20 protein-coding genes are annotated in these 21,563 nt (G+C 45.3%); 10 read left to right on the forward strand and 10 right to left on the reverse strand.

The features are described from left to right. The first annotated feature begins 5 nt into the window (after nt 1–5). Both LRC_RS10895 and dhaS read left to right on the forward strand, forming a co-directional pair. Nucleotides 6–1,454: a flotillin family protein gene (locus LRC_RS10895; protein WP_258414309.1), complete on the forward strand. Its 1,449-nt coding sequence runs from the start codon at nt 6–8 to the stop codon at nt 1,452–1,454. 226 nt (nt 1,455–1,680) lie between these two features. Beyond that, complete coding sequence (gene dhaS / locus LRC_RS09155) at nt 1,681–2,205, forward strand: dihydroxyacetone kinase transcriptional activator DhaS (RefSeq protein WP_014074144.1); 525 nt, start codon at nt 1,681–1,683, stop codon at nt 2,203–2,205. A gap of 57 nt (nt 2,206–2,262) precedes the next feature. Here the strand turns inward: dhaS and dhaQ are convergent, their stop codons facing one another. Beyond that, nucleotides 2,263–3,222, reverse strand: a complete 960-nt coding sequence (gene dhaQ, locus LRC_RS09160; RefSeq protein WP_014074145.1) for a DhaKLM operon coactivator DhaQ — start codon at nt 3,220–3,222, stop codon at nt 2,263–2,265. Between the two features lie 161 nt (nt 3,223–3,383). Here dhaQ and dhaK point away from each other — a divergent pair, with 161 nt between their 5' ends. The 6 genes from dhaK to celB all read left to right on the forward strand — a co-directional run bounded on the left by dhaK (nt 3,384) and on the right by celB (nt 8,907). Then, on the forward strand, nt 3,384–4,388 hold the full coding sequence (gene dhaK, locus LRC_RS09165; RefSeq protein ID WP_014074146.1) for a dihydroxyacetone kinase subunit DhaK: 1,005 nt from the start codon (nt 3,384–3,386) through the stop codon (nt 4,386–4,388). 5 nt (nt 4,389–4,393) lie between these two features. After that, on the forward strand, nt 4,394–4,981 hold the full coding sequence (gene dhaL / locus LRC_RS09170; RefSeq protein ID WP_014074147.1) for a dihydroxyacetone kinase subunit DhaL: 588 nt from the start codon (nt 4,394–4,396) through the stop codon (nt 4,979–4,981). Further along, nucleotides 4,978–5,346: a dihydroxyacetone kinase phosphoryl donor subunit DhaM gene (gene dhaM, locus LRC_RS09175; RefSeq protein WP_014074148.1), complete on the forward strand. Its 369-nt coding sequence runs from the start codon at nt 4,978–4,980 to the stop codon at nt 5,344–5,346. The genes dhaL and dhaM overlap by 4 nt, the downstream gene beginning before the upstream one ends. Before the next feature lie 16 nt (nt 5,347–5,362). Beyond that, nucleotides 5,363–6,067: an MIP/aquaporin family protein gene (locus LRC_RS09180; RefSeq protein ID WP_014074149.1), complete on the forward strand. Its 705-nt coding sequence runs from the start codon at nt 5,363–5,365 to the stop codon at nt 6,065–6,067. 616 nt (nt 6,068–6,683) lie between these two features. Next, nucleotides 6,684–7,163, forward strand: a complete 480-nt coding sequence (locus LRC_RS09185) for a hypothetical protein (RefSeq protein ID WP_014074151.1) — start codon at nt 6,684–6,686, stop codon at nt 7,161–7,163. Nucleotides 7,164–7,551: 388 nt separating this feature from the next. Next, the gene (gene celB, locus LRC_RS09190) at nt 7,552–8,907 is read left to right on the forward strand and encodes a PTS cellobiose transporter subunit IIC (protein ID WP_014074152.1); all 1,356 of its coding nucleotides are present in this window, start codon (nt 7,552–7,554) and stop codon (nt 8,905–8,907) included. A 55-nt stretch (nt 8,908–8,962) separates the two neighbouring features. Here the strand turns inward: celB and LRC_RS09195 are convergent, their stop codons facing one another. Then, the gene (locus tag LRC_RS09195; RefSeq protein ID WP_225354954.1) at nt 8,963–9,439 is read right to left on the reverse strand and encodes a flavodoxin; all 477 of its coding nucleotides are present in this window, start codon (nt 9,437–9,439) and stop codon (nt 8,963–8,965) included. Nucleotides 9,440–9,539: 100 nt separating this feature from the next. Then, nucleotides 9,540–10,556: a glycosyltransferase family 2 protein gene (locus LRC_RS09200; RefSeq protein WP_014074154.1), complete on the reverse strand. Its 1,017-nt coding sequence runs from the start codon at nt 10,554–10,556 to the stop codon at nt 9,540–9,542. A gap of 164 nt (nt 10,557–10,720) precedes the next feature. Between LRC_RS09200 and LRC_RS09205 the strand changes: the two genes are divergently transcribed. Then, entirely contained in the window at nt 10,721–11,341 is a 621-nt protein-coding gene (locus LRC_RS09205; protein WP_014074155.1) for a LysE/ArgO family amino acid transporter, read from the forward strand. A gap of 1,187 nt (nt 11,342–12,528) precedes the next feature. On the opposite strand, the gene argF is transcribed toward LRC_RS09205, so the two are convergent. From argF to LRC_RS09240, 6 genes are all read right to left on the reverse strand, one after another. Beyond that, the gene (argF, locus tag LRC_RS09215; RefSeq protein WP_014074156.1) at nt 12,529–13,548 is read right to left on the reverse strand and encodes an ornithine carbamoyltransferase; all 1,020 of its coding nucleotides are present in this window, start codon (nt 13,546–13,548) and stop codon (nt 12,529–12,531) included. Between the two features lie 11 nt (nt 13,549–13,559). After that, on the reverse strand, nt 13,560–14,708 hold the full coding sequence (locus LRC_RS09220; RefSeq protein ID WP_041820402.1) for an acetylornithine transaminase: 1,149 nt from the start codon (nt 14,706–14,708) through the stop codon (nt 13,560–13,562). Beyond that, on the reverse strand, nt 14,683–15,456 hold the full coding sequence (gene argB / locus LRC_RS09225; RefSeq protein WP_014074158.1) for an acetylglutamate kinase: 774 nt from the start codon (nt 15,454–15,456) through the stop codon (nt 14,683–14,685). The genes LRC_RS09220 and argB overlap by 26 nt, the downstream gene beginning before the upstream one ends. A gap of 17 nt (nt 15,457–15,473) precedes the next feature. Next, nucleotides 15,474–16,661 (reverse strand): bifunctional glutamate N-acetyltransferase/amino-acid acetyltransferase ArgJ, encoded by a 1,188-nt coding sequence (gene argJ, locus LRC_RS09230; protein WP_014074159.1) that lies wholly within the window; start codon nt 16,659–16,661, stop codon nt 15,474–15,476. Nucleotides 16,662–16,678: 17 nt separating this feature from the next. Then, nucleotides 16,679–17,716 (reverse strand): N-acetyl-gamma-glutamyl-phosphate reductase, encoded by a 1,038-nt coding sequence (argC, locus tag LRC_RS09235; protein ID WP_014074160.1) that lies wholly within the window; start codon nt 17,714–17,716, stop codon nt 16,679–16,681. A gap of 213 nt (nt 17,717–17,929) precedes the next feature. Beyond that, nucleotides 17,930–18,388 carry a DUF441 domain-containing protein gene (locus tag LRC_RS09240; RefSeq protein WP_014074161.1) on the reverse strand — a complete coding sequence of 153 codons (459 nt, stop codon included), beginning with the start codon at nt 18,386–18,388 and terminating at the stop codon, nt 17,930–17,932. A 196-nt stretch (nt 18,389–18,584) separates the two neighbouring features. Here LRC_RS09240 and LRC_RS12365 point away from each other — a divergent pair, with 196 nt between their 5' ends. After that, nucleotides 18,585–18,932 (forward strand): hypothetical protein, encoded by a 348-nt coding sequence (locus tag LRC_RS12365; protein WP_476737621.1) that lies wholly within the window; start codon nt 18,585–18,587, stop codon nt 18,930–18,932. 944 nt (nt 18,933–19,876) lie between these two features. On the opposite strand, the gene LRC_RS09245 is transcribed toward LRC_RS12365, so the two are convergent. Continuing rightward, nucleotides 19,877–21,190, reverse strand: coding sequence for an MATE family efflux transporter (locus LRC_RS09245; protein WP_014074164.1), 1,314 nt, complete (start codon nt 21,188–21,190; stop codon nt 19,877–19,879). Between the last annotated feature and the right edge of the window lie 373 nt (nt 21,191–21,563).

Consider the following 21,563-nt stretch of genomic DNA (forward strand, 5'->3'; position numbering starts at 1 on the left):
AATTTATGCTAATATTAAACTACCAAAAAGAAAGGAGCGGAGAAAAAATGATTATCTCTGATTTTTTCAATGTGTTGTTGTCAAGCGGTCTGACCATCTTTATTATTATCATCATCCTTGCGATCCTGATTGCTTCATATAAGAAAGCCAGTCCAAATGAAGTCTTGATCATCACCGGTGGATGTCTCGGAAAAAAGGGACCTTACTTGATTGAAGATCCCGAAACGCATACGCGCGTCAAAGTCGTCAAGGGCGGGGGCGCCTTTGTCATTCCGTTCATTCAGCAAGCCGAATTTCAAACGCTCGACACGTTCAACGTCGACGTTTCGGTCGAAGACATCATGACGATCGATGCGGTTCCGGTCGATGCGTCTGCCAACGCTTTGCTTCGCGTCGGCTCAACGCCGGAACTGATCGCCAAAGCTGCTGAAAAAACGCTCGGTTTGAGCGAAGAAGAACGCCAAAGCCAAATGATCGAAGTCGTTCGCGGCGGCGTTCGCGAAGTTTTGTCAGGACTGACACCGAAACAGGCAAATGATCGGGCCGAATTCCAGAATCAGGTCAGACAGAGCATCGAAGAAACCTTTGCCAATCTCGGCCTTGAAATCACGGCGCTTCAAATTACAAAAATCAGCGACAAAAATGGCTATTACGAATCTTTGAGCGCCAAGGAAATTGCCGATAAGCGTTCTTATGCGCGCCAAGCCAAGGCTGAAGCCGAAAAAGAAGCACAGCTTGTCGAAGTCAAAAACAAGCAGGAAGCACAGGAAGCACAGCTGCAGTCAAAACGCTACATTTCAGACAAGACCAAGGAAACGGACGTGGCAATTGCCCAAAACGATGCCCAGGTTCAAACCGAAAAAGCCAAGGCAGAGCAGGCCTATGCGATTGAAAAGGCAATCCAGGAGCAGACGCTTAAGGAAAAGGAGATTGTCGTTCGCGAAAACGAGTTGAAATCAACCGTAATCGCGCAGCAAAATGCTGAAGCACAGGCAGTCCAGATCAAAGCAGAAGCAGATGCCAATGCTTTGCGCATCAAGGCTCAGGCTGACAAGGACGCGCAAAATCTCAGCACCGATGCCAACGCCTATTCGATTCGCGAACAAGGTCAGGCCAGCGCTGACAAGATCCAGGTCGAAGGTCAGGCAAATGCCAAAGCGCAGGAGGCCATCGCCAAAGCGCTTGAACAAAACGGGCAAGTCGCTCTTGCCATGGCAATCATCGATAAACTGCCGGAAATTTCCGCATCCTATGCGCAAGCAGTCGCAAGCATCGATCAGCTGACCGTTTTCGACGGTGCTGCCGGAGTTTCAGGCCAAACCAACGAAGGATTGGCCCAATCTTTGGCATTCATCAAGGACGCGACCGGCATCGACGTGGCCGAACTCGTCAACAAGCGAGCTGATGGCACGACGACTTTGAATCGTCCGGTTCCCATTGAAGAAGATAAATAACAAAAATCAGCGATCCGTGCTTGTTTTGCAGCACGGATTTTTTGTCGCGTCTTTTTTCTCGCAAAATGCATAGCTCGTCTTTACACTGTCTTTTCGACCCAAAAAGACATGAAGCTTTTTTCGTCCATCGGTTTAAACGCTCAATTTGTTCCGAACGAAAGCCGGGTAGTCATTTTTCACGTCAAACAAAACATATGCTAAACTGTATTTGCAAGGGGGACTTAACATGAGTTACGTAATTCAAAAAAAGATTGCGAATGTTTTCAAAAAGCAAGTGTCAAAAAACGGCTTCGATCATGTCTCCGTGAGCTCGATCATGCGCGCAACAAATATCAGGCGCCAAACGTTTTACGAATGCTTCTTGGATAAATACGATCTGCTGCGTTGGCAAGTCAACGATACGCTAGAAGAAGTCATCGACAACAACATTGACTATTTGCCGTGGCAAAGCATCATGAAACTTTTCATCTATGAAGTCGATGCTAATCGCAGATACTATTTTGAATGCCTGAGTCAGCATGAAATTGACGTCTCAGACCTCTTCGCCCTTCATCTGACGGTTTTGCTGGCTCATATCATGGACCGAAAAAAACTGAACAAAAACAAAAAAGCTCGTGCAAGTATGTGGATAACCTGCCTTGGGATCTCCAATTCGATTATCCACAACACGCTTTCCAACGAGCCCGTCGATTATGAACTTTTGGTTGTGCAAGCCATTTATGCGGTGGAGTTTTCCTTCAACGTTTCCTAGCATCAATGTCTGCAATCGGAACGCATGCCGCCTCAAAACGGTCTGACCTCCAAAAAACTACCATTCCGGTGCATCGACCTTTGTTTTCAATGCCTTCAACCAATTTTCGTCCTTAATTTTGAGAAGAGTCAGAGAAATGCCCTTTATACCGAACGAAGTCAAAAACGTCCCCACCTTGTCGAACCCGATGCCGATTTCTTCAGCCTCTAACAGTTCGCAAACGTCATTGTTGAAAACAATCTGCTCCATTTTCGTCACTTCTCCAAGAGAGTTGACAAGCACTGCATACGTGTCTTGAGACTTGAAGCCAAAACTCAGCTTGAGCTTTGAAATCAGCTCGCGTGCAAGCATTTCTGACGACTCAAAGCGCTCTTTGCGATAGCCTTCTTCGCCGTGAATCCCGATTCCGTAATAGATCTCGTTTTCTTTGAGCAAAAAATTGTCGCCTGAAAAAGCCACTCCAATCGTTTTGACGTTTTCTGAAAGTTTGTCCGCAACCTTTTGCAGTTCTTCGACAGAGGCGCCTTTTCTCGCATAATCTCCCAAAATTTTGTGGAAAAATACAGTGCCGGCAACGCCTCTGCGTCTTTTTTCAAATGATGCAGCGTCCACCGATATATCGTCTTTGACAATCGCCACCCCGACTTTCCACCCTGCATTTTCCAAAAAAAGACGTGCTTTGCAGAATTCATCCACATCTTTTTCAAAGTTTTTCACAATGTAGAAGACACGTTTTTTGCTTGTCAATTTCTGCGTGACTTCGACAATTTCTTTTGCGGTCGGCGGAACGAACAATTCGCCTGAAATTGCCCCTGCCAGCATTCCGTCGCCCACAAATCCCCAATGTGCCGGATCATGTCCGGACCCTCCGCCGGAAATCAACGGCACGATTTCGTCTTTAAAATTTCGATTGATGAACCCCCGCGTGCTTTCGACGTGCTTTAACATTGGATACGCCCGTTTGATACCTTCTTGAAGATCGTCAAGCATCGTTTTTTTCCCATTTGTTAATTTCATGACACTCACCTTCTCAGAAAATAGCATCTCTAACCCAATTATACATTTCCAACCGAGAAATTCACGGACAATTCTACAAAACCGTCCGCTTTATTTGTAAACGCGAACATTTTAGAATATAAGCGATAGATAAATCAGAACATTCATCGGAGGTAATTGACATGAAAAAAATTATCAACAACCCTGCTGACTGCGTCCCCGAAATGGTGGACGGCTTGGTCAGAACTTATCCACAGATCGTTGAACAAATTTCCGACACGGAAGCAGTCGTCAGAAGCGACAAGGCATCCATGAAAGGAAAAGTCGGCATCGTCAGCGGAGGCGGTTCCGGGCACGAGCCGACTCATGCCGGTTTCGTCGGAAAAGGGATGCTCAGCGCGGCCGTTTGCGGTCAAATCTTTACGTCCCCTACCCCTGATCAGATTTACGAAGCCATCAAAGCCTCAAATAGCGGAGCCGGAGTCTTCATGGTCGTCAAAAACTATTCCGGTGATGTGATGAACTTCGACATGGCAAAGGACATGGCCGAAATGGACGACATCAAAGTCAAGTCAATCGTTGTAGATGACGATATCGCTGTTGAAAACAGTTTGTATACGCAAGGAAGACGCGGCGTTGCCGGTACGATTTTTATGCACAAGATTCTCGGCTACTATGCACAAAACGGTGCCTCGCTGGATGAAATTGACAAGATCGCACACGTTGTCTTGCCAAACATCAAAACGATCGCAGTTGCACTATCCGCTGCAACCGTTCCGGAAGTCGGCCGGCCGGGGTTTGAACTTGCAGAAGACGAAATCGAATTCGGAGTCGGCATCCACAGCGAACCTGGCTATCGCAGAGAAAAGATTCAGCCGTCGCGCGCATTGGCAGCCGAACTTTTGGAAAAACTCGACGAAAAACTGTCGCTGAACAAAGAGAAAAAATATGCGATGCTAGTCAACGGCATGGGCGCAACTCCTTTGATGGAACAGTACATCTTCAGTCACGACGTGCTAGATTTGCTTAATGAAAAAGGCATCGTGCCGGTCTTTTCAAAGGTTGGAAACTTTATGACGTCGCTTGACATGGCGGGCATTTCATTGACGCTATTTGAACTTAAGGATGACAAGTGGCTTGAGGCATTGAATGCCCCGGCCGAAACAATCGCATGGCAGAAAGGATGATTTTGATGGAACTCACAAAAGAATTGCTTGCAGAATGGATCAGTCGATTTTCTGAAAAAATCCAAAACAACAAAGGATATCTGAGCGATCTGGATGCTGCAATCGGTGACGGCGACCACGGAAACAACATGGCTCGCGGCATGCAGGCCGTTACGGAAAGTCTTGAAAAAAACGAAACCGCTGATACGACTCAGAGTCTGAAACTGATTGCCATGTCTTTGATCAGCAAAGTCGGCGGTGCTTCCGGACCTCTTTACGGCACTGCATTTCTCGAAATGGCCAAGGCAAGCAACGATACCAAAGATCTCGGCGAACTCTTGCAAGAGGCGCTTTCGGGCATCAAAAAGCGCGGCGGAGCACAGCCAAACGACAAGACGATGGTTGACGTTTGGAATAAAGTCGTTTCAAAGGCTGATGATTCATCTTTGACAAATGCGGACATCGAAGCTGCCGTAGAATCGACCAAAGACATGGTGGCCAAAAAAGGACGCGCTTCTTATCTTGGTGAGCGCTCGGTCGGGCACCTCGATCCCGGTGCCGTTTCAAGCGGATACCTCTTCGAAGCGCTTCTTGAAGCGGAGGAATCATTATGAAATATGGGATAACGCTTGTTTCGCACGTTGAAGAAATCGCTTATGGATTGCCGAAATTGCTGAAGCAGGTCGCACAAGAAGTTCCGATCACGTTTGCCGGCGGGACCTCTGACGGAGACGTCGGCACGAGCATGGAAAAAATTCTTGCGGCTTTTGAAAACAATGAAGCTGATGAGATTTTGGCATTTTATGATTTAGGCAGTTCAAAAATGAATCTTGAATTGGCTAGCGAGATGACTGCAAAAAAGATTCATCTTTACGATACGGCTTTTATCGAAGGAGCATATACGGCCGCAACGCTGCTTCAGGCAAACGTTGCATTGCCGGAGATTGAAAAGCAGCTTGAAGAATTGAAAATAAAATAATTTGGGGGTGTCGATCATGTTAGGATTTACAGGTGAGTTTTTAGGAACAATGGTTTTAATCATTCTTGGCGTTGGATGTTGTGCAGGCGTCAACCTCAAAGGAAGCTATGCCAAGGGATCAGACTGGACGTTTGTCTGCTTGGCTTGGGGCATGGCCGTTACTTTCGGAGTTTACGTTGCCGGAAACTTCGGTTCTCAAGGTCATCTCAACCCCGCCGTTACTTTAGGATTTGCAGCATTTGGATTCTTTCCGATAAAATCGGTTCTTCCGTACCTTCTCGGTCAATTCCTCGGTGCATTTGTCGGTGCGGCAATCGTCATTATTCACTATGAACCACATTTTCAAGCCGCCAAATCCAGTGCTGAAGGCAACAGCGTCGGTATTTTTGCAACAGGTCCAGCAATCAAAAATCCGCTTTATAATTTCTTGAGCGAAATGATTGCAACGTTTACGTTCGTTTTCTGTCTGCTTAATCTTGGTGATTTTACAAAGGGGCTCCAGCCACTGATCGTCGGGTTGCTAATCATGGTCATCGGGCAGGCTTTAGGCGGAACCACTGGATTTGCCTTGAACCCTGCCCGCGATTTTGCGCCAAGGCTGGCATATGCGATTCTTCCCGTTCCAAACAAGGGGGATGCCAATTGGGAATATGCGTGGGTACCCGTTTTTGGCCCGATTTCGGGCGGAATTGCCGCAGCATTTTTGCAAATGCTTCTTTAAAGATGTTTTTCTGCTTAATCCGAAGATTGTGACAAAAAACTTGAACAAAGCATCTTTTTAAAAAGGCAACGCTGCTCAACCAATTCAGCAAAAATTTCATCCAGATTTACGGACAAAGCCGGCTTTTTAGAGCATTTGTCCGTAAAACTGGGTATGAAACATCTGAATTTTTACGGACAAACTGCCATTTTTGACCATTTTGTCCGTAAACTACAGTGTTTTTGTCGAATGCAGCGCTCGCTCAGTCAGAACGTCTATGCAAGATTAAGGACAATTCCCATTTTTGGTTTGAGCCACGGTTTTCCCATCCTCGAAACCTTTCGAATTCAATCGTATCAACGGGCACTTTAACGCGCCCGTTTCACTGGTTCAAAAATGTGCAATTCAAGACTCGCTTCGATATAATGGCAGAGAGTCTGTTGACCTTCATATGAAAAAGAAATTTCGTTCCGACTTTTCAGAACGTTTTAATTTATGATCTGATATTTGAAAGAACAAGCTGGTAACGATAGCAAGTCTCCAAGCCCGAATTATTGTACCCACTTTACAAATTAGTACCAATATATTAAAATGTCGTATAAAGAAAACGTTTACTCAAAATTAACGGAGGCATTTTATGAAAAAAACAGCAGATGACATTAAAAAGGAACAGAGCCTGAGCTTTATGTACTTCAATCGTTTCCTGATGCTGCGATATTTCACGGCATTCATGTTCTTTACAAATCTCTACTGGTTCGGAATGGCCCTGACATGCAGAAGCTGGTCAGCAGTCCTGCCGTTTTTGCTGATGATTGGCGGAATTGCCGTAACACTGGAACTGACTTCCAAGCTTCATACCAAAAAGAGTGCTGTTCCAGTCAGCAAAGGTTATTACATTGCACAGATTTCGGTCAACCTTGCAATCATCCTGATTTCGATGACGCCGGCATATTCTTTGTTTCTTCCGTTCTTGAACGGTAAGGGCCAGTTTTATGTCATCGGAATTGCCTTGCTTGGAATTCTGATGTCCGTCATGGTGCTCTTGAAGATCAAAAAAATCGCCAACGACCAGGACCGACAGTTCAAAGTCATCAAAATGTTTGAGAAAACAAATTAGACAAAATTTGAAAAAAGCAGGACAGAATGCGTTTTAAGCACTTCCGCCCTGCTTTTTATTTTCCCCGTTAAATTGTCAGCCAACACTGCATTTTACAAATTTATATTTTTCAAACTTTAAATTGATTCTAAAAAATCTAATGTATTTGCATATTTTTAGCCAAAATAATTGTATATACTTATCTTCGTGAAAATATTGGTACAATTTCTTGTTGGAAGCCCTTTACAAAATGATTCCAACCGATTATACTGGAAAATGTAATAAGGGAAGCGCTTACTATTTACAATCATCAATCATTCACTGCATCCGCAGTTAGTCTGTGCGTATCAAACTGCAATTATTCATTCGTACATTAAATGCGGATGCCGGTCCTAAGGAGATCTTTATTATGGCTGAAAAAGAAAGCAACTTCACAGGCTGGCTTAATGAGAAGATTCTTCCAAAAGTCGGCAAATTCGCCAATACACGTTTTGTCCGCGCCGTCATGGGTGCCGGCTACAGCATCATCGCCTTCACGATCGTCGGATCGATGTTCCTCGTCCTGAGCGTTCTCACTCAGGTCATCACGGTCCCGGCTTTCGTTGATTTTTACAACAGCACGCTTGGGCGCTTCAATAATCTCTTTACCGTTATCTATAATGCTACGCTAGGAATCACCGCCCTCTTCTTTACGGAATCTTTTGCTTACAGCTACACGAAAATCTATCAACAAGAAGAAAACCTTGATATTTCACCGTTGAGCGGTGCCTTTCTTTCATTGTTCGCATTGTTCGTCACCGTTCCGCAGCTTGTTTGGAAAAACGGCTCTGCACAATTTTTGACAGACACGAAAAATGCCGTTTTCTCCGGCTACGCGGTCAGTGGCTCCGGTCTTACGCGCATCGGTGCAACCGGTATTTTCACAGGACTCATCATCAGCATCTTGTCAGTTCAGATCTACCGTCTCTGCGTAAAAAAGGGCTGGTCGATCAAGATGCCAAACTCTGTTCCAAAGGGCGTTGCGGATTCGTTCACGTCGCTTATTCCAGGTTTCGTGATTGCATTCGTCGTTTTGATCATCGATGCCATTTTGATCATGTGCCATACTGACATCTTCAACTTGCTTTACATTCCGTTCTCATTCGTATCAGGATTGGTCGATACATGGTGGGGCGTTTTGATCATCGTCTTCTTGATTCATTTCCTTTGGTTCTTCGGTATCCACGGCGCAACGATCATTACGAGCTTCACGGGCTCATTCGCTTTGGCAAATATGGTCTCCAACGTTGACGGTGGTTTCCATGTCTTTGCCGGTGACTTCATCAACTCTTTCATCACGGTCGGTGGTTCAGGTGCTACGCTTGGTACAGCTTTGTACATGGCTTTCATGGCCAGGTCGCGCCAAATTCGTGAACTCGGCAAAGTGGCAGTCGTTCCTGGCATTTTCAACATCAACGAGCCTTTGCTCTTCGGTTTGCCGATCGTCTACAATATTAATTTGGTCATTCCGTTCGTTTTGGCACCAATGGCAAGTGCCATGGTCGGCTACCTTGCAATTGCAACGCACTTCGTTCCAAAAATTACTGCCCAACAACCATGGCCGACGCCCGTTGGTCTGAGCGGTTTCATCGCAACGCAAAGCTGGCAAGGTGCACTTGTATCGGTTCTTGCCACAGTTGTCGCCGCAGCAATCTGGTTCCCGTTCATCCGCAGCTATGACTTGAAACTTGCTAAAAAAGAGGCAGAAGGAGCAACGGAAGCTTAACGCCAAAATACCAAAAAAGCTTAGGATCTCAATTTTTGAGAACTTAGGCTTTTTTTTATAAAGTTTCAATCCATGCATCAATTTCCTCAAGCGGTGTAACCAGCCTGCTTGGTTCAACGAGCGGCGTAAATTCGATAATTTCGGAACTTTCAACATATGTATTGGGTGATATGCGCTTCATCTCATCATCGACGTTGAGCGGGATTCCTGAATCTGTCACAAAAACAGTTATCCTTTCAAGCGCTGCATTTTTCAAAAAGGACTCGACGCAAGGAGGAGCGTGATACCACCAAGTCGGCATCCCCAAAATCACCTTGTCATACTTTGACAAATCGACTTCAAGCTGTTTGATCGGCCGCATAGTCTCGTTGTCCGTCTCATTTTGTCCGATTTCCATCACTTCCTGGAGATTTTCCGGGTACGGTTCAATCGGCTCTATTTTGCAGATGTCCGCTCCCGTCTTTTCAGCAATACGCTTGGCTATCGACTCTGTATTCCCGAATTCAGAGAAATAAAGCACTAACTTTCCCAAAACGATCCCTCCATAGCTTAGATATTGATTATGATAGCATAATTTCTTTTTTAAATAAACTAAAAACAGCCTCGATGCGAGACTGTTCTTCAATACTGTCTTAATTGAATCCGTAGATTTTGCGGGCCATGCGGTAAACGTCAACAGCAGCTCTTCTGCCCAACTTGCCCGGAAGATGCAATCCCATGCCCAAAGCTCCGCGCATCAGTTTATGATACAGCTTAGGGTTCTTTTCTTTGATGTAGTGCCAAAGCTCCTTTTTCTTATTCAACGCTTCCCTTGATCCGTCTCTGATCAGCAAAATCGACGAAACGGAAGTAATTACTTCAACATACTTTTCCATATACTTGCCGATATGCGACTTCATCTCGACGTTATCCGTGTAATAATCAATCATTCGCTTGTTGACAAAAATCTGCTGATCGATTCTTCCAATCATGACTTTTTCGTTCACGGACTGGTCCTCGCGCCCGATGAAGTAGTGATAAAGCGTAACGTCCAAATAATACATGTTCTTTACGTATTGGAGCGGTTCGAACACGTATAGATTATCAACGTAGAAAGTATGTGCCGGCAATTTGAGCTTAGCCTCGTCACGAACAAGCGTCGTCCGATAGATTACGGAGTGCATCAATAAGTACTTTCCAAACGGAAAATGAGTATCTTCCCATGTGAAAATGCAGTTCGTCGGAACGCATTTGCGATATTGCATGATTTTCTTGTGCTTGACGTTTTGCTTGTCATACATATAATTCGTAATCAGCATGTCAAGCTGCATGTCTTCTTCAATTGATTTTCTGAGAAATTCCATCACCTTCGGAAATGCCTTTCCATCCAGCCAGTCATCGCTGTCAACTACGCGCACATAATGCCCGGTCGCATGTTCAATCCCCGTATTCACAGCCTGTCCGTGCCCCCCGTTTTCCTGATGCACGGCCTTGATGATTCCCGAATAGCGTGCTTGATAATTGTCAACTTTTTCAGGTGTCTTGTCCTTCGAACCGTCATCTACCAAAATGATTTCAACGTCAGATCCGCCCAACAGCAATGACTGAACGCAGCGATCCATGTAGGCGGCTGAATTGTAACAAGGCACTACGATGCTCAATGTTTTCAATGTAATACCTTCCCTTTTTCTAATTGTCCACTTAGTCAAATATAGCAAACATAAAACATCTCGGCAAGTTCTGAACGAATGTTTTCAGAAAATAACTTGACGTTTTATCAATTCTTAACTAAAATCAAGTTTATTCGTTAAAGATTTCTAAAGGATGTGTCTTCGTGATCTACTTACGCGGCATCCTGATTGGATTTGCCTTCGTAACACCAATCGGAATGCAAAATATCTATATGTTCAACAATGCGCTTTCAAACAAAATGAGCAAAGCGCTTTTATATAACTTCTTGGTTTGGTTTTGTGACGCACTGTTTTCGTTTGCTGCATTTTACGGCATCGGCGCGCTGATTTCAGCTAATGAAATCGTTAAAATTATCGTCATGCTCGTTGGCGGCGCACTGACGTCTTACATCGGCTTCAATATTATTCGTTCTGCCAAACAGACTGCCATTGGTTCAGATTCAAAAAAACAAACGCTTAAACAAGCTTTGATGACTGCTCTCATCGTCAGTTGGGGAAATCCTCAAGCCATGATCGACGGTACCATGATGCTTGGCGCAAGTCGTGCCACTTTGACGTTTGAACAAAGCATCCTCTTTATTACCGGTGTCATAACCGCTAGTTTCATTTGGGATCACGGAATTACGATCGGTTTTAATCTGCTTCGCGACAAACTTCCGAAAAAGTTTTTGTTGGCAATCAACCTAATCAGCGGAATCATCGTTGCCGTCTACGGTCTGTATCTGATTTTAACAGGCATCACAGAAATCCATCAGAACGTATAAATATACTTTAATTTTTCTAAACTAATTTTATTGACTTCAGCCGGAACCTATATTACAATAAAATAGTTTCCTATGGCTGGAAACTGAAGGATAACTTCCCTTCACCTTTTCTATTTTCTATCGCTTGTAATGATTGTATCCCCTAATGCAATCATTCACTTGGTCCGATTCTTCGTCAGATGCACTTTTTACACGTGCTCCCCTAGTTTGGCGAGAACGGGCTTTTTTTCAAGGCGTGGAAGCGAGCGCTCATGACTCCGTACAACTGAATATTGATTAAAATACGTGCCATGATGGCGCGAATTTTTTCTTATTCTGGGCGGCACGCCAAGATCTCATTCAAATTTACGGACAAAGCGTCCATTTTCAGCGATGCGTCCGTAAACGGCAGTGATTTTGCCAAATGCAGTGCTGCGCATCACCTGCTCAATCACTGCATCTGAGTCAGGTTGCGAGCAAAACGGTGATTTCTGAGATGTGCCCGTAATCTGAGTCCACACTGTTTTTGGCGAAGGTAACCGAGTAGAATATTTTTTCAATTTTGGATGATTTTGTTCTACTTTCGAGACTGCGCGACCCTAATTTTGGAGAGTCCGGTAGACAAAAATCAGACATTTACCCCGGTTTTTGTCTACTTTCGAGACCGCGCGCCCCGATTTTGGAGAGTCCGGTAGATAAAAATCAGACATTTCCCCTGGTTTTTGTCTACTTTCGAGACCGCGCGCCCTGATTTTGGAGAGTCCGGTAGACAAAAATCAGACATTTATCACGGTTTTTGTCTACTTTCAAATCCGCGCGCCCTGAATTTCGACCAGCCGGTAGATAAAAATCAGACATTTATCCNGTTTTTTGTCTACTTTCGAGACCGCGCGCCCTGATTTTGGAGAGTCCGGTAGACAAAAATCAGACATTTATCACGGTTTTTGTCTACTTTCAAATCCGCGCGCCCTGAATTTCGACCAGCCGGTAGACAAAAGCCGTACATTTCTCACGGTTTTTATCTACTTTTCCCTCTGCGCTCCAAAGCGTTTGTTTCAAGCTGCACTGGATTTTCACTAATAAAAGCACTTCATGGTCCCCTCGCTGCCAACGACGTGCATTTTCACATGGAAAGAGTTTTACCACAGATTCAACCTTGCATATAAAAAAGCTCGCTCCATCGCTGAAACGAGTCTTCGATAAAAATCTTATTCAAACAAATAATCAGGGATGAACAAATCGCCCAACGTTGCTGCCATGATGGCTTTGATGGAATGAAGCCGATTTTCGCCTTCTTGAAAGACAACGGAATGCTTGCCGTTGAAGACGTCATCCGTAATTTCGAGCGCCTCGACACCAAATTGATCACAAAGCTTTTTGCCCATTTTGGTTTGCTTATCATGGAATGCAGGCAGACAATGCATCACGACCGTCTCGGATTTGCCGGTCTTTTCAAGCAGAGAATCGTTGATTTGATACGGCAGGGGTTTTTCGACCCGGGCCTTGACGTCAATGTCTTCTCCCATGGAGATCCAAACATCGGTATACAAGACATCGGCATCCTTGACTGCCTGTTCGACATCATCCGTAATTTCGAGCGTGCTGCCGCTCTTTTCAGCCAATTTGTGCGCAATGTCTTGAACTTCTTTAGCCGGCTGCAAATCAGCAGGAGCACCGATTGAGCAGTCAATGCCAAGAATCGCGCTCGTGACAAGCAGACTGTTGGCCATATTGTTGCGCCCGTCTCCGACATATGTGAGTTTTTTGCCTTCGAGCGTTCCAAAAACTTCTTTGATCGTCATGAAATCGGCAATCATCTGGGTCGGATGCCAATCATCCGTCAAACCGTTCCAAACGGGAACACCGCTGTATTTGGCAAGGCCTTCAACGGTCGCTTGTTCAAAGCCGCGAAACTCGATGCCGTCAAACATGCTGCCTAAGATTTTAGCAGAATCGGCAACGGATTCCTTATAGCCGAATTGCGTATCCGAAATGCCCATAAATTCAGGGTGTGCACCCAGATCATTGGCTGCAACGGTAAAGGCAGAACGAGTTCTGGTCGATGTCTTTTCGAACAAAAGAGCAATATTCTTGTTTTCAAGATACTTGTGCGGAATGTTCTTTTTTTTCAGATCCTTTAGATGAAGCGCAAAATACACCAAGTACTCAAGTTCTTTTTTGTTAAAATCGATTTCTTTCAGATAAGATTTTCCGTAAAAATGATTCATGAATAATCCCCCTATGCTACCAAAATATTTTCAAGCGTTTCGGTAATGATTTCGATGCCGGCCATAAGTTCAGATGCAGGCATAATCAGCGGAGGAAGCAGTCTGAGCGTATTGTCGCGCGCACTGAGCGTCAAAAGTCCCTTGTCCTGCAGCATCGAAACGACTTTGCTGACATCGACCGTTTCTTTCAGATGGATTCCGATCATGAGTCCGAATCCGCTGATGCTTTCGATTGCATCAATGTTTTTGACTTTTTGTTCCAGCAAAAATTTGATAAAATCCGACTTTTCGCTGACGCCTTTTAAAAATTCAGTATTCAGCTCATCCAAAACGACGTCAGCCGCTGCCATTGCCAATGGATTGCCGGCAAACGTCGAACCGTGGGTGCCCGGACCAAAGAACTTAGCCAATTCCTTTTTGCCAAGCATTGCACCGACGGGAATCCCGTTGGCAAGTCCTTTGGCGACGGTCACGATATCAGGATTCAACTCGAAGTTTTCAAAAGCAAACAATTTTCCTGTTCGACCCATTCCTGTCTGGACTTCGTCGATAATCAGCAAAGCGCCTGCTTCATGCGCTTTTTCTTCAACGGCTTTAAGCCAGGAGGCATCCCCAACGACAACGCCGCCTTCTCCTTGAACGACTTCCAAAATAACGGCCGCCTTTTGATCGTTGATTTCATCAAGGGCTGCGAAATCATTGTATTTGGCAAAGGAAACTCCGGGCACGAGCGGACCAAAGCCTTCTTTGATTCCGTCGTTTCCTGTCAAGGAAAGCGAGCCGTAAGTCCTGCCGTGAAACGAATGATCAAAAGCCAAGACCTCGCTTTTGCCGGTTGCCCTGCGCGCCAGCTTGAAAGCCGCCTCGTTTGCTTCCGTGCCGGAATTGCAAAAGCTTGCAATCATGCCGTGAGCTTCGCCAAGTTTTTTAGCAACGCTTTCCTGCAAGCTGCTTTCATAAAGGTTTGACGTATGCCAGACCTTGCCAAGCTGCTTTTCGACTGCCTCATTAAGTTTGGAAACATTGTATCCGAGTCCGCAAACACCGATGCCGCTTGTGAAATCCAGATATGTCATTCCCTTATTGTCCGTCAGTTTGAATCCGTTGCCGGACACGATTTCAAACGGAAATCTGTTATACGTTGGAAACACATGTTGCATCATCATCTTCTTCCTCCTTTACGATCTCGGTTCCGTGATTATCCAAGTCATCCGTGATAATGACGTGCGACACGCCCATCGCCTGTGCCGTAAATGCCGCATTCAGCTTAGGCTGCATGCCGGCCGTGATGACCTTCCTGGCAAAAAGTTCGCTGCAATACGTGCGGTCAAGTTTTGGAATCACTTGTCCGTTTTCCATCACTCCCGCAACGTCCGTTAACAAATACAGTGCTTCGGCATGCAACAGACTGGCAATGCTGCAGGCGCACGAATCGGCATTGACGTTCAGCCATTTGCCGTCTTCAGTCACGCACATCGGAGCCATGACGCCGATTCTTTGCCACAAAGCCCCGGCAATCGCCATCTTGTTGACCTTAGTCACCATGCCGACCGAACCATACTTTGCTTCATCAAGATACTTTCCTTCAAGCAGATGCGAACAAGCGCATGACAACGGACTGACGGGCAACCCGTTGTCAGTCAATTTTTCGACCAGTTCAGGCTGGCTTTCGCCCAAAAGCACGAGCTTCGTAAGTTCAAGCACCTCTTTGCTCGTTACGCGAATCCCATGCTTTTTTTCTGTAGGAATTCCCATTTTTTCACAAAGCTTTGAAATATTCGGACCGCCTCCATGGACGATCAAAACTTTCTTGCCCAAATGTTTCCAATACTTCAATTTTTCAAAAAAAGCCGGTTTTAATTGAGAAATGGCGTTTCCGCCGATTTTAACCACAATCAAATCATCCATGTTTTGGTCTCCTTTCATCAGCTGCGATATGAAGCGTTGATCTGAACGTATTTGTACGTCAAATCGCATCCCCATGCCTGTCCTTTGAAATCACCGTTGTTAAGTTCAACGTCGATTATGATTTCATCAGATTTGAGTTTTTCTTTTAATGCCTCTTCATCAAAATCAAGTCCCAACGAGTGCTCGACGATTTTCGTCTTGTTAAGCGCAATGTCGACGGAATCGATTTTGAGCTTGGCGTTCGTCGAACCAATCGCATCGATGATTCGACCCCAATTGGCATCTTCTCCGAACAACGCCGCCTTAACGAGATTTGAACCAACGATGGCCTTGGCAACATGTTGCGCATCTTCTTTGGAATGAGCCCCGTTGACGTTTGCTTCGACAAGTTTCGTGGCACCTTCGCCGTCACGCGCGATCTCTTTGGCCAAAAAGCCTAAAACGTGCTTTAAAGCCGCTTTGAAAATTTCATATTCAGATCCTTCTGAAAGTTCAGGCTCATCTTGCATGGCCTGTCCGTTTGCCATGACGACGACCATGTCGTTTGTCGACGTATCACCGTCGACCGTAATCTGATTAAAGGTTTCGTTCGTCAGTTCGACAAGCGTTTCCTGAAGCTTTTGTCCTGCCACTTTGGCATCCGTCACGACAAACCCGAGCATCGTGGCCATGTTGGGTTTGATCATCCCTGATCCTTTGCAAAATCCAGAGATCGTACACGTTTTGCCAAAAACTTCAAACGAAACGCTGATTGTCTTCGAATGCGTATCCGTCGTCAAAACGGCCTCGGTTACTTTGAAATTTTTCGTTTTCTGAAGTTCGGCCAAACCTTGCTTGATTTTGTCCATCGGCAATTGAATCCCGATCACGCCGGTTGAGGCAACGCCGACCAGGTCTTTATCGATTCCAAGCTTTGAAGCGACGAGAGCCTGTTCCTCATGCGCATTTTCCGTTCCTTCGATTCCCGTGCAGGAATTGGCAACGGCACTGTTCATGATAATGGCTTGCAGTTCATGCTTCTTATTAATCGTTTCCTTTGTCAGTTTCGTCGGAGCCGCCTGAAACTGGTTGGTCGTATAGACTCCGGCGCTTTGTGCCGGGACCTCCGACACGACCCAGCCCATGTCAAGCCGTTTCTTACGAAGGCCCGCATGAATTCCGTCTGCAAAAAAACCATTTGGCCATTTAAAATCAATCTCTTCCATAACTCTCCTCGTCCTCCTTATGGCCAGGCTGGAACTTTTGGCAACCCGCAAAGCTCATCCAAGCCAAAATAATCATTCATGTTCTGCACCGCTTGTCCAGCTGCCCCTTTGACAAGGTTGTCGATTACTGAAACAACGGAAATCGTTTTGCTCAGCTCATCGTAAGCAACACCGATGTCGCAATAGTTTGAATATTGCACGTCCTTGATCTGCGGGAATCCTTCTTCCAAGACCCTGACGCATTTTTTGCCGTGATAAACTTCCGCATATGCTTTTTTCAATGCTTCGAGATTAAAACCGTCAGCATCCTTCGGCTTGGCATAAATCGTTGCCATGATTCCGCGCGTGATCGGAATCAGCGTCGTCGAAAACTGCAGCGATCCAATCCTGCTGTCGAATTTCTTCAGCTGCTGCAAAATTTCAGGAACGTGCTGATGAGAATTGATCTTATAAAGCAGCGCATTTTCGTTGATTACCGGATAGTGACTGTTTTCAGTCAGTTTCTTTCCTGATCCGGACACGCCCGATTTGGCATCGACAATCAAAGAATCGAGCTTGATCAACTGCTTAATCAAAAGCGGTGCGATGCCTAAAATCGTTGCCGTCGCATAGCACCCTGGATTTGCAATATAGCTCGTATCGGGCTTATAAAAATCAGCCAGTCCATAGCAGGATGCTTCCAGTTCTTCTTTAGGCGCAGCCTGCTTTTTATACCATTTTTCATATTCCTTCGGATCTTTTAATCTGAAATCGCCTGAAAGATCGATGACGGGAAAATCATTTTGGATAAAAGGAGCTGCAAGCTTGCTCGTAACCCCCGCCGGAACTGCAAAGAACACCACATCGTTTTGTTCCATGATTTTTTTTGCATCATATGGCAAAAGCTCGTTTTCAATATTGCGAAATGCAGACACCTCTTTATTCAGACAACGCTTCAAAACGCCCTCTTTTTCTCGCGCATACAAATTAATTTCTTCTATTTCAGGGTGATTGCTTAAAATTCGAAACAATTCCGTTCCGCTGTACCCAGTCACTCCCACGACCGCTGCACGCATACCCCCGCCTCCTCAAGCTCAGTAATTCATAACGTTGAACTAACTATATTCTAATTTTGGTATAATTTCAAGTGTTTTTTATAAATTTATGCTATTTTTTACGTGTTTTTTGGTTTTTTATGCATTTAACAGTGAGATATGCACTATTTTGCGCATAAAAAAAGCAGCTGCCACCAGCACTGCATTTCGTACCGGAAACAACCACCGACTGATTCACTTGAAACTAAGTCCCAACAGCGAAATTATGACATATGCCATCCCGCTTGCGATTACGGGACCGGCCGCAACTCCTTTCAAAAAAACCACCCCAAGAATCGTGCCTATGACAAGCATCACCGTTACCTGCGGAACGGCGGCCAGCTGTGAAATGCCGTACCTTGAAAGAACTGCTACCAAAATTCCGCATGCGACCGCAATCCAGCCCGCAGGCGTTCTGAAGGCCTTGAACATGTCCTGCAGCGTGATCTTGCCGGTCGCAATCGGAACGAGAATCGCGATCGAAATAATCGTCACGCCCCAATTGATTCCCTTTGCCTGCAAAACGGAAAACCACTTGTCAGCAAAAGGAAGCAATTTGATTACCGCTACCACGATGCATGCGATGATCAACGAATTATTTTTGCCAAAAAATGCTGCTAAAAAAACCAAAAAAAGAAACAACCATGCTTCCATTATTTCACCCGCTTTCAAATACAGACTATCAAAAATTTATTATAATTTCCATTCTATAAGTGCAACTTAGAAAATAGTTCCATCAAAATGTAATATGATCCATTTTTGTGGCGTAAAATACATATTATACGCACTTTGTTATATTTTGATAACATTAAGTTAATAATAAAGTTAAAGTAATGCAAAAAAGAAAGCCGTGATTTTAAAATGGACAATAACATTCATCTGGGGCAAAAATAAGGAAATACAGGCATCTTGCCGACATGGCGCAAGAAGAGCTCGCAGAATACAGCAACCTTTCCGTCAACTACATTTCAAAAATCGAAAGAGAAAAAAACAAAACGTCAGTATTGAAAAACTCGTCGACATCTGCAACGCCCTTAACATTTCCGTTGAAGAAATACTTGATAGTAAACATAACCTTTCAATTAAGAACCTTCCGCCAAATGCGATTGAGCTGATCACGTATCTCAGGGATTCCGACAATTCAAACATCGATGAGATTTGCGAACAATTATTGTTGATGAAGGAGATGGAAAAGTAAGGTGTGAAAGCGAGCGATCATGAGCCCGTACGCAAGCTTTGGACGACCGAAGGCGAGCTTGTCTCGTCCAGGGAGTCCTTGATTGCGATAGGGGGAATGCGAGCTGGAACATGATTAGGACAAGGTGTGGAGCCGAACGCCCAGCCCCCGTGTATCCAAGTTGCGCTTGCGACGGGTAAGCTCGTCTTGCCCGAGCAAGGGTGCTTGGGACAAGGGGGTTGTGAGGCGAAACCCGATTAACAAGGTGTGAAGACCAGCCGCTCAACAAGGCGGTAGATAAGGAGGGGCGCGAGTGATCAGCGCAAGCGCAGTCACAACGCGGCACGAACTTATCATGAGCCTTGTTGCTGGTCTGAACCCGATTTAGACAAGGTGCGGCAGCGAGCAATTATGACCCCGTACAACTGAATATTGATTAAAATACGTGCCATGATGGCGCGTATTTTTTCTTATTTCGGGCGGCACGCCAAGATTTCACTCGAATTTACGGACAAACGGCCGTTTTTGACCACTTTGTCCGTAATCGCCATTTTTCGGGCGGACCAATTACGGACAAAGGGTCCATTTTCATCGATGTGTCCGTAAACGACAGTGATTTTGTCAAATGCAGTGCTGCGCATCATCTGCTCAAGACTTCGGTTACGGACAAACGGCGATTTTTAAGATTTGCCCGTAATCTGAGACCACATGGCTCTGGCGAAGGTAACTGAGTAGAACATTTTTCCAAATTTTGGAGATTTTTGTCTACTTTCGAGTTCGCGCGCCCTGAATTTCGACCAGTCGGTAGACAAAAATCACACATTTTCTCCGGTTTTTGTCTACTCTCGGGTCCGCGCGCCCCATTTTTGGGGCAGCGACGTATCAAGCAGCAGGGTTCGTTGCCGGCAGCTCCGGATTTTTCAATCCATAAAAAAATCCCTGCTGAACAGCAAGGAAAAAAACCGTTATAGTTTCGTAAAATCCAGTCTCCGGTAACACAGCAGAAATGCCAACGAACTGAGCATCCACGTCAACGGATAAACCCAATAGGTCGTCTGAATCGTTTGATAAAACATCCCGACAACGTACAAAGTCAGGATTCTGACGGCACACCAGCAGATCATCATGATTATCATCGGAATCATTGCCTTCCCGGCTCCGCGCATGACGGCAGCCATCACGTGCGTAAAGGCCACGAGGAAAAAGAACGGACCGCAGACGTGTGCTCTTGCAACGCCGAAACTGACCACTGCAGGCGTGCTGTCGAACGCTCCAATCAGCTGAGGCGAGAACACGAACAGCAAAATCCCCAACCCTTCCGCCAAAACCAGCGTGCAAATCGTGCCGAATCGAACTCCGGCTCTGATTCTTTGATACTCTTTTGCTCCCAAATTTTGGGCAACAAAAGTCGTCAAGGCCATCGTAAAGCAAGTTACCGGCAAAAACGCAAAGCCTTCGACCTTGCAGTAAGATCCGATGCCGGCCACTGCATTTTTACCATAAAAATTTATGTATGATTGAATAATGACGTTCGACAGGCCGATAATCGAATTTTGCAATCCCGATGGCAGCCCGAATTTGATGATCATTTTCAAAATTTGCGGCTGAAATCTGATTTTGCGCAGATCGACGCGACACGATCCGCTTTGCGTCATCAGCTGATGCAGCGCAAGCAGTGCGCTGATCGTTTGCGAAATCGACGTTGCCACGCCTGCTGCTCCGACACCGAAACGAAAAACTCCGATAAACAACAGATCAAGCAAAATATTGATGATCGATGCGATTATCAGATAATAGACGGGATGCTTGCTGTCGCCTGATGCCTGTAAAATGCTGACAAGCGTATTGTACATGACAAATCCGGCAGATCCTAAAAAATACATCCTGAAAAATTCAACTGACTGATCCATGATTTCCTCTGGCGTACTCATCAGTCGCAAAATCTGTGGTGCCAGAAAAATTCCGACCAGCGTCAATACAAGACTCGAAACAAGTCCCAGTGCTACGGTCGTGTGAACTGCGAGCGATGTCATCTTGTGATCTCTTGCTCCGATAAAACGCGCAATCACGACGCTGCATCCAATCGTCAAACCCTGAATGAAACCAATCAGCAAAAAAATAAGATTCCCCGAAGAACTGACGGCAGCCAGTGCTGAACTCCCCAAAAAATTCCCCACAATCAGTGAATCAGCGGTGCTGTACATCTGTTGAAACAGACTTCCGAAAAAAATCGGTATCGCAAAATACACAATTTTCTTCTTGTACGAACCTTCCGTCATCACGGCATTATCATTTTTCAAAAAAATCCAGACCTCCAATCAAATTCAACAATCTTCATTATATCAGAGCTCATGAGATTTTAATGTTATTTTGCTCAAAAGGGCAAAAAAGACTTCTTGATGTCTGCGAAAATCAGATTGATTATTTTTGTCTTCCGTAATTACGGGCAAATTCCAAAAATCGACGTTTTGCCTGTAACCGAAGACTGACTTTTACGGGCAAATCCCAAGAATCGACGTTTTGCCCGTAACCGAGAAGCCGCCTTTTACGGGCACATCCCAAGAATCGGGGTTTTGCCCGTAACCGAAGACTGGGTTTTACGGGCATATTCCAAGAATCGACGTTTTGCCCGTAACCGAGAGCCGCCTTTTA

It is taken from the genome of Ligilactobacillus ruminis ATCC 27782, assembly GCF_000224985.1.
In the GTDB taxonomy this organism is placed as follows: domain Bacteria; phylum Bacillota; class Bacilli; order Lactobacillales; family Lactobacillaceae; genus Ligilactobacillus; species Ligilactobacillus ruminis.

Coding starts and splice junctions, on each gene's coding strand:
- argB (WP_014074158.1), bottom strand. CDS start 15,456: ATGGATGATTTGATTGTGGTTAAAATCGGCGGAAACGCCATTTCTCAA.
- LRC_RS10895 (WP_258414309.1), top strand. CDS start 6: ATGCTAATATTAAACTACCAAAAAGAAAGGAGCGGAGAAAAAATGATT.
- dhaQ (WP_014074145.1), bottom strand. CDS start 3,222: ATGAAATTAACAAATGGGAAAAAAACGATGCTTGACGATCTTCAAGAA.
- dhaK (WP_014074146.1), top strand. CDS start 3,384: ATGAAAAAAATTATCAACAACCCTGCTGACTGCGTCCCCGAAATGGTG.
- celB (WP_014074152.1), top strand. CDS start 7,552: ATGGCTGAAAAAGAAAGCAACTTCACAGGCTGGCTTAATGAGAAGATT.
- LRC_RS09240 (WP_014074161.1), bottom strand. CDS start 18,388: ATGGAAGCATGGTTGTTTCTTTTTTTGGTTTTTTTAGCAGCATTTTTT.
- argC (WP_014074160.1), bottom strand. CDS start 17,716: ATGCGTGCAGCGGTCGTGGGAGTGACTGGGTACAGCGGAACGGAATTG.
- LRC_RS09245 (WP_014074164.1), bottom strand. CDS start 21,190: ATGACGGAAGGTTCGTACAAGAAGAAAATTGTGTATTTTGCGATACCG.
- LRC_RS09180 (WP_014074149.1), top strand. CDS start 5,363: ATGTTAGGATTTACAGGTGAGTTTTTAGGAACAATGGTTTTAATCATT.
- dhaL (WP_014074147.1), top strand. CDS start 4,394: ATGGAACTCACAAAAGAATTGCTTGCAGAATGGATCAGTCGATTTTCT.
- LRC_RS09220 (WP_041820402.1), bottom strand. CDS start 14,708: ATGCAACATGTGTTTCCAACGTATAACAGATTTCCGTTTGAAATCGTG.
- dhaM (WP_014074148.1), top strand. CDS start 4,978: ATGAAATATGGGATAACGCTTGTTTCGCACGTTGAAGAAATCGCTTAT.
- dhaS (WP_014074144.1), top strand. CDS start 1,681: ATGAGTTACGTAATTCAAAAAAAGATTGCGAATGTTTTCAAAAAGCAA.
- LRC_RS09185 (WP_014074151.1), top strand. CDS start 6,684: ATGAAAAAAACAGCAGATGACATTAAAAAGGAACAGAGCCTGAGCTTT.
- argJ (WP_014074159.1), bottom strand. CDS start 16,661: ATGGAAGAGATTGATTTTAAATGGCCAAATGGTTTTTTTGCAGACGGA.
- argF (WP_014074156.1), bottom strand. CDS start 13,548: ATGAATCATTTTTACGGAAAATCTTATCTGAAAGAAATCGATTTTAAC.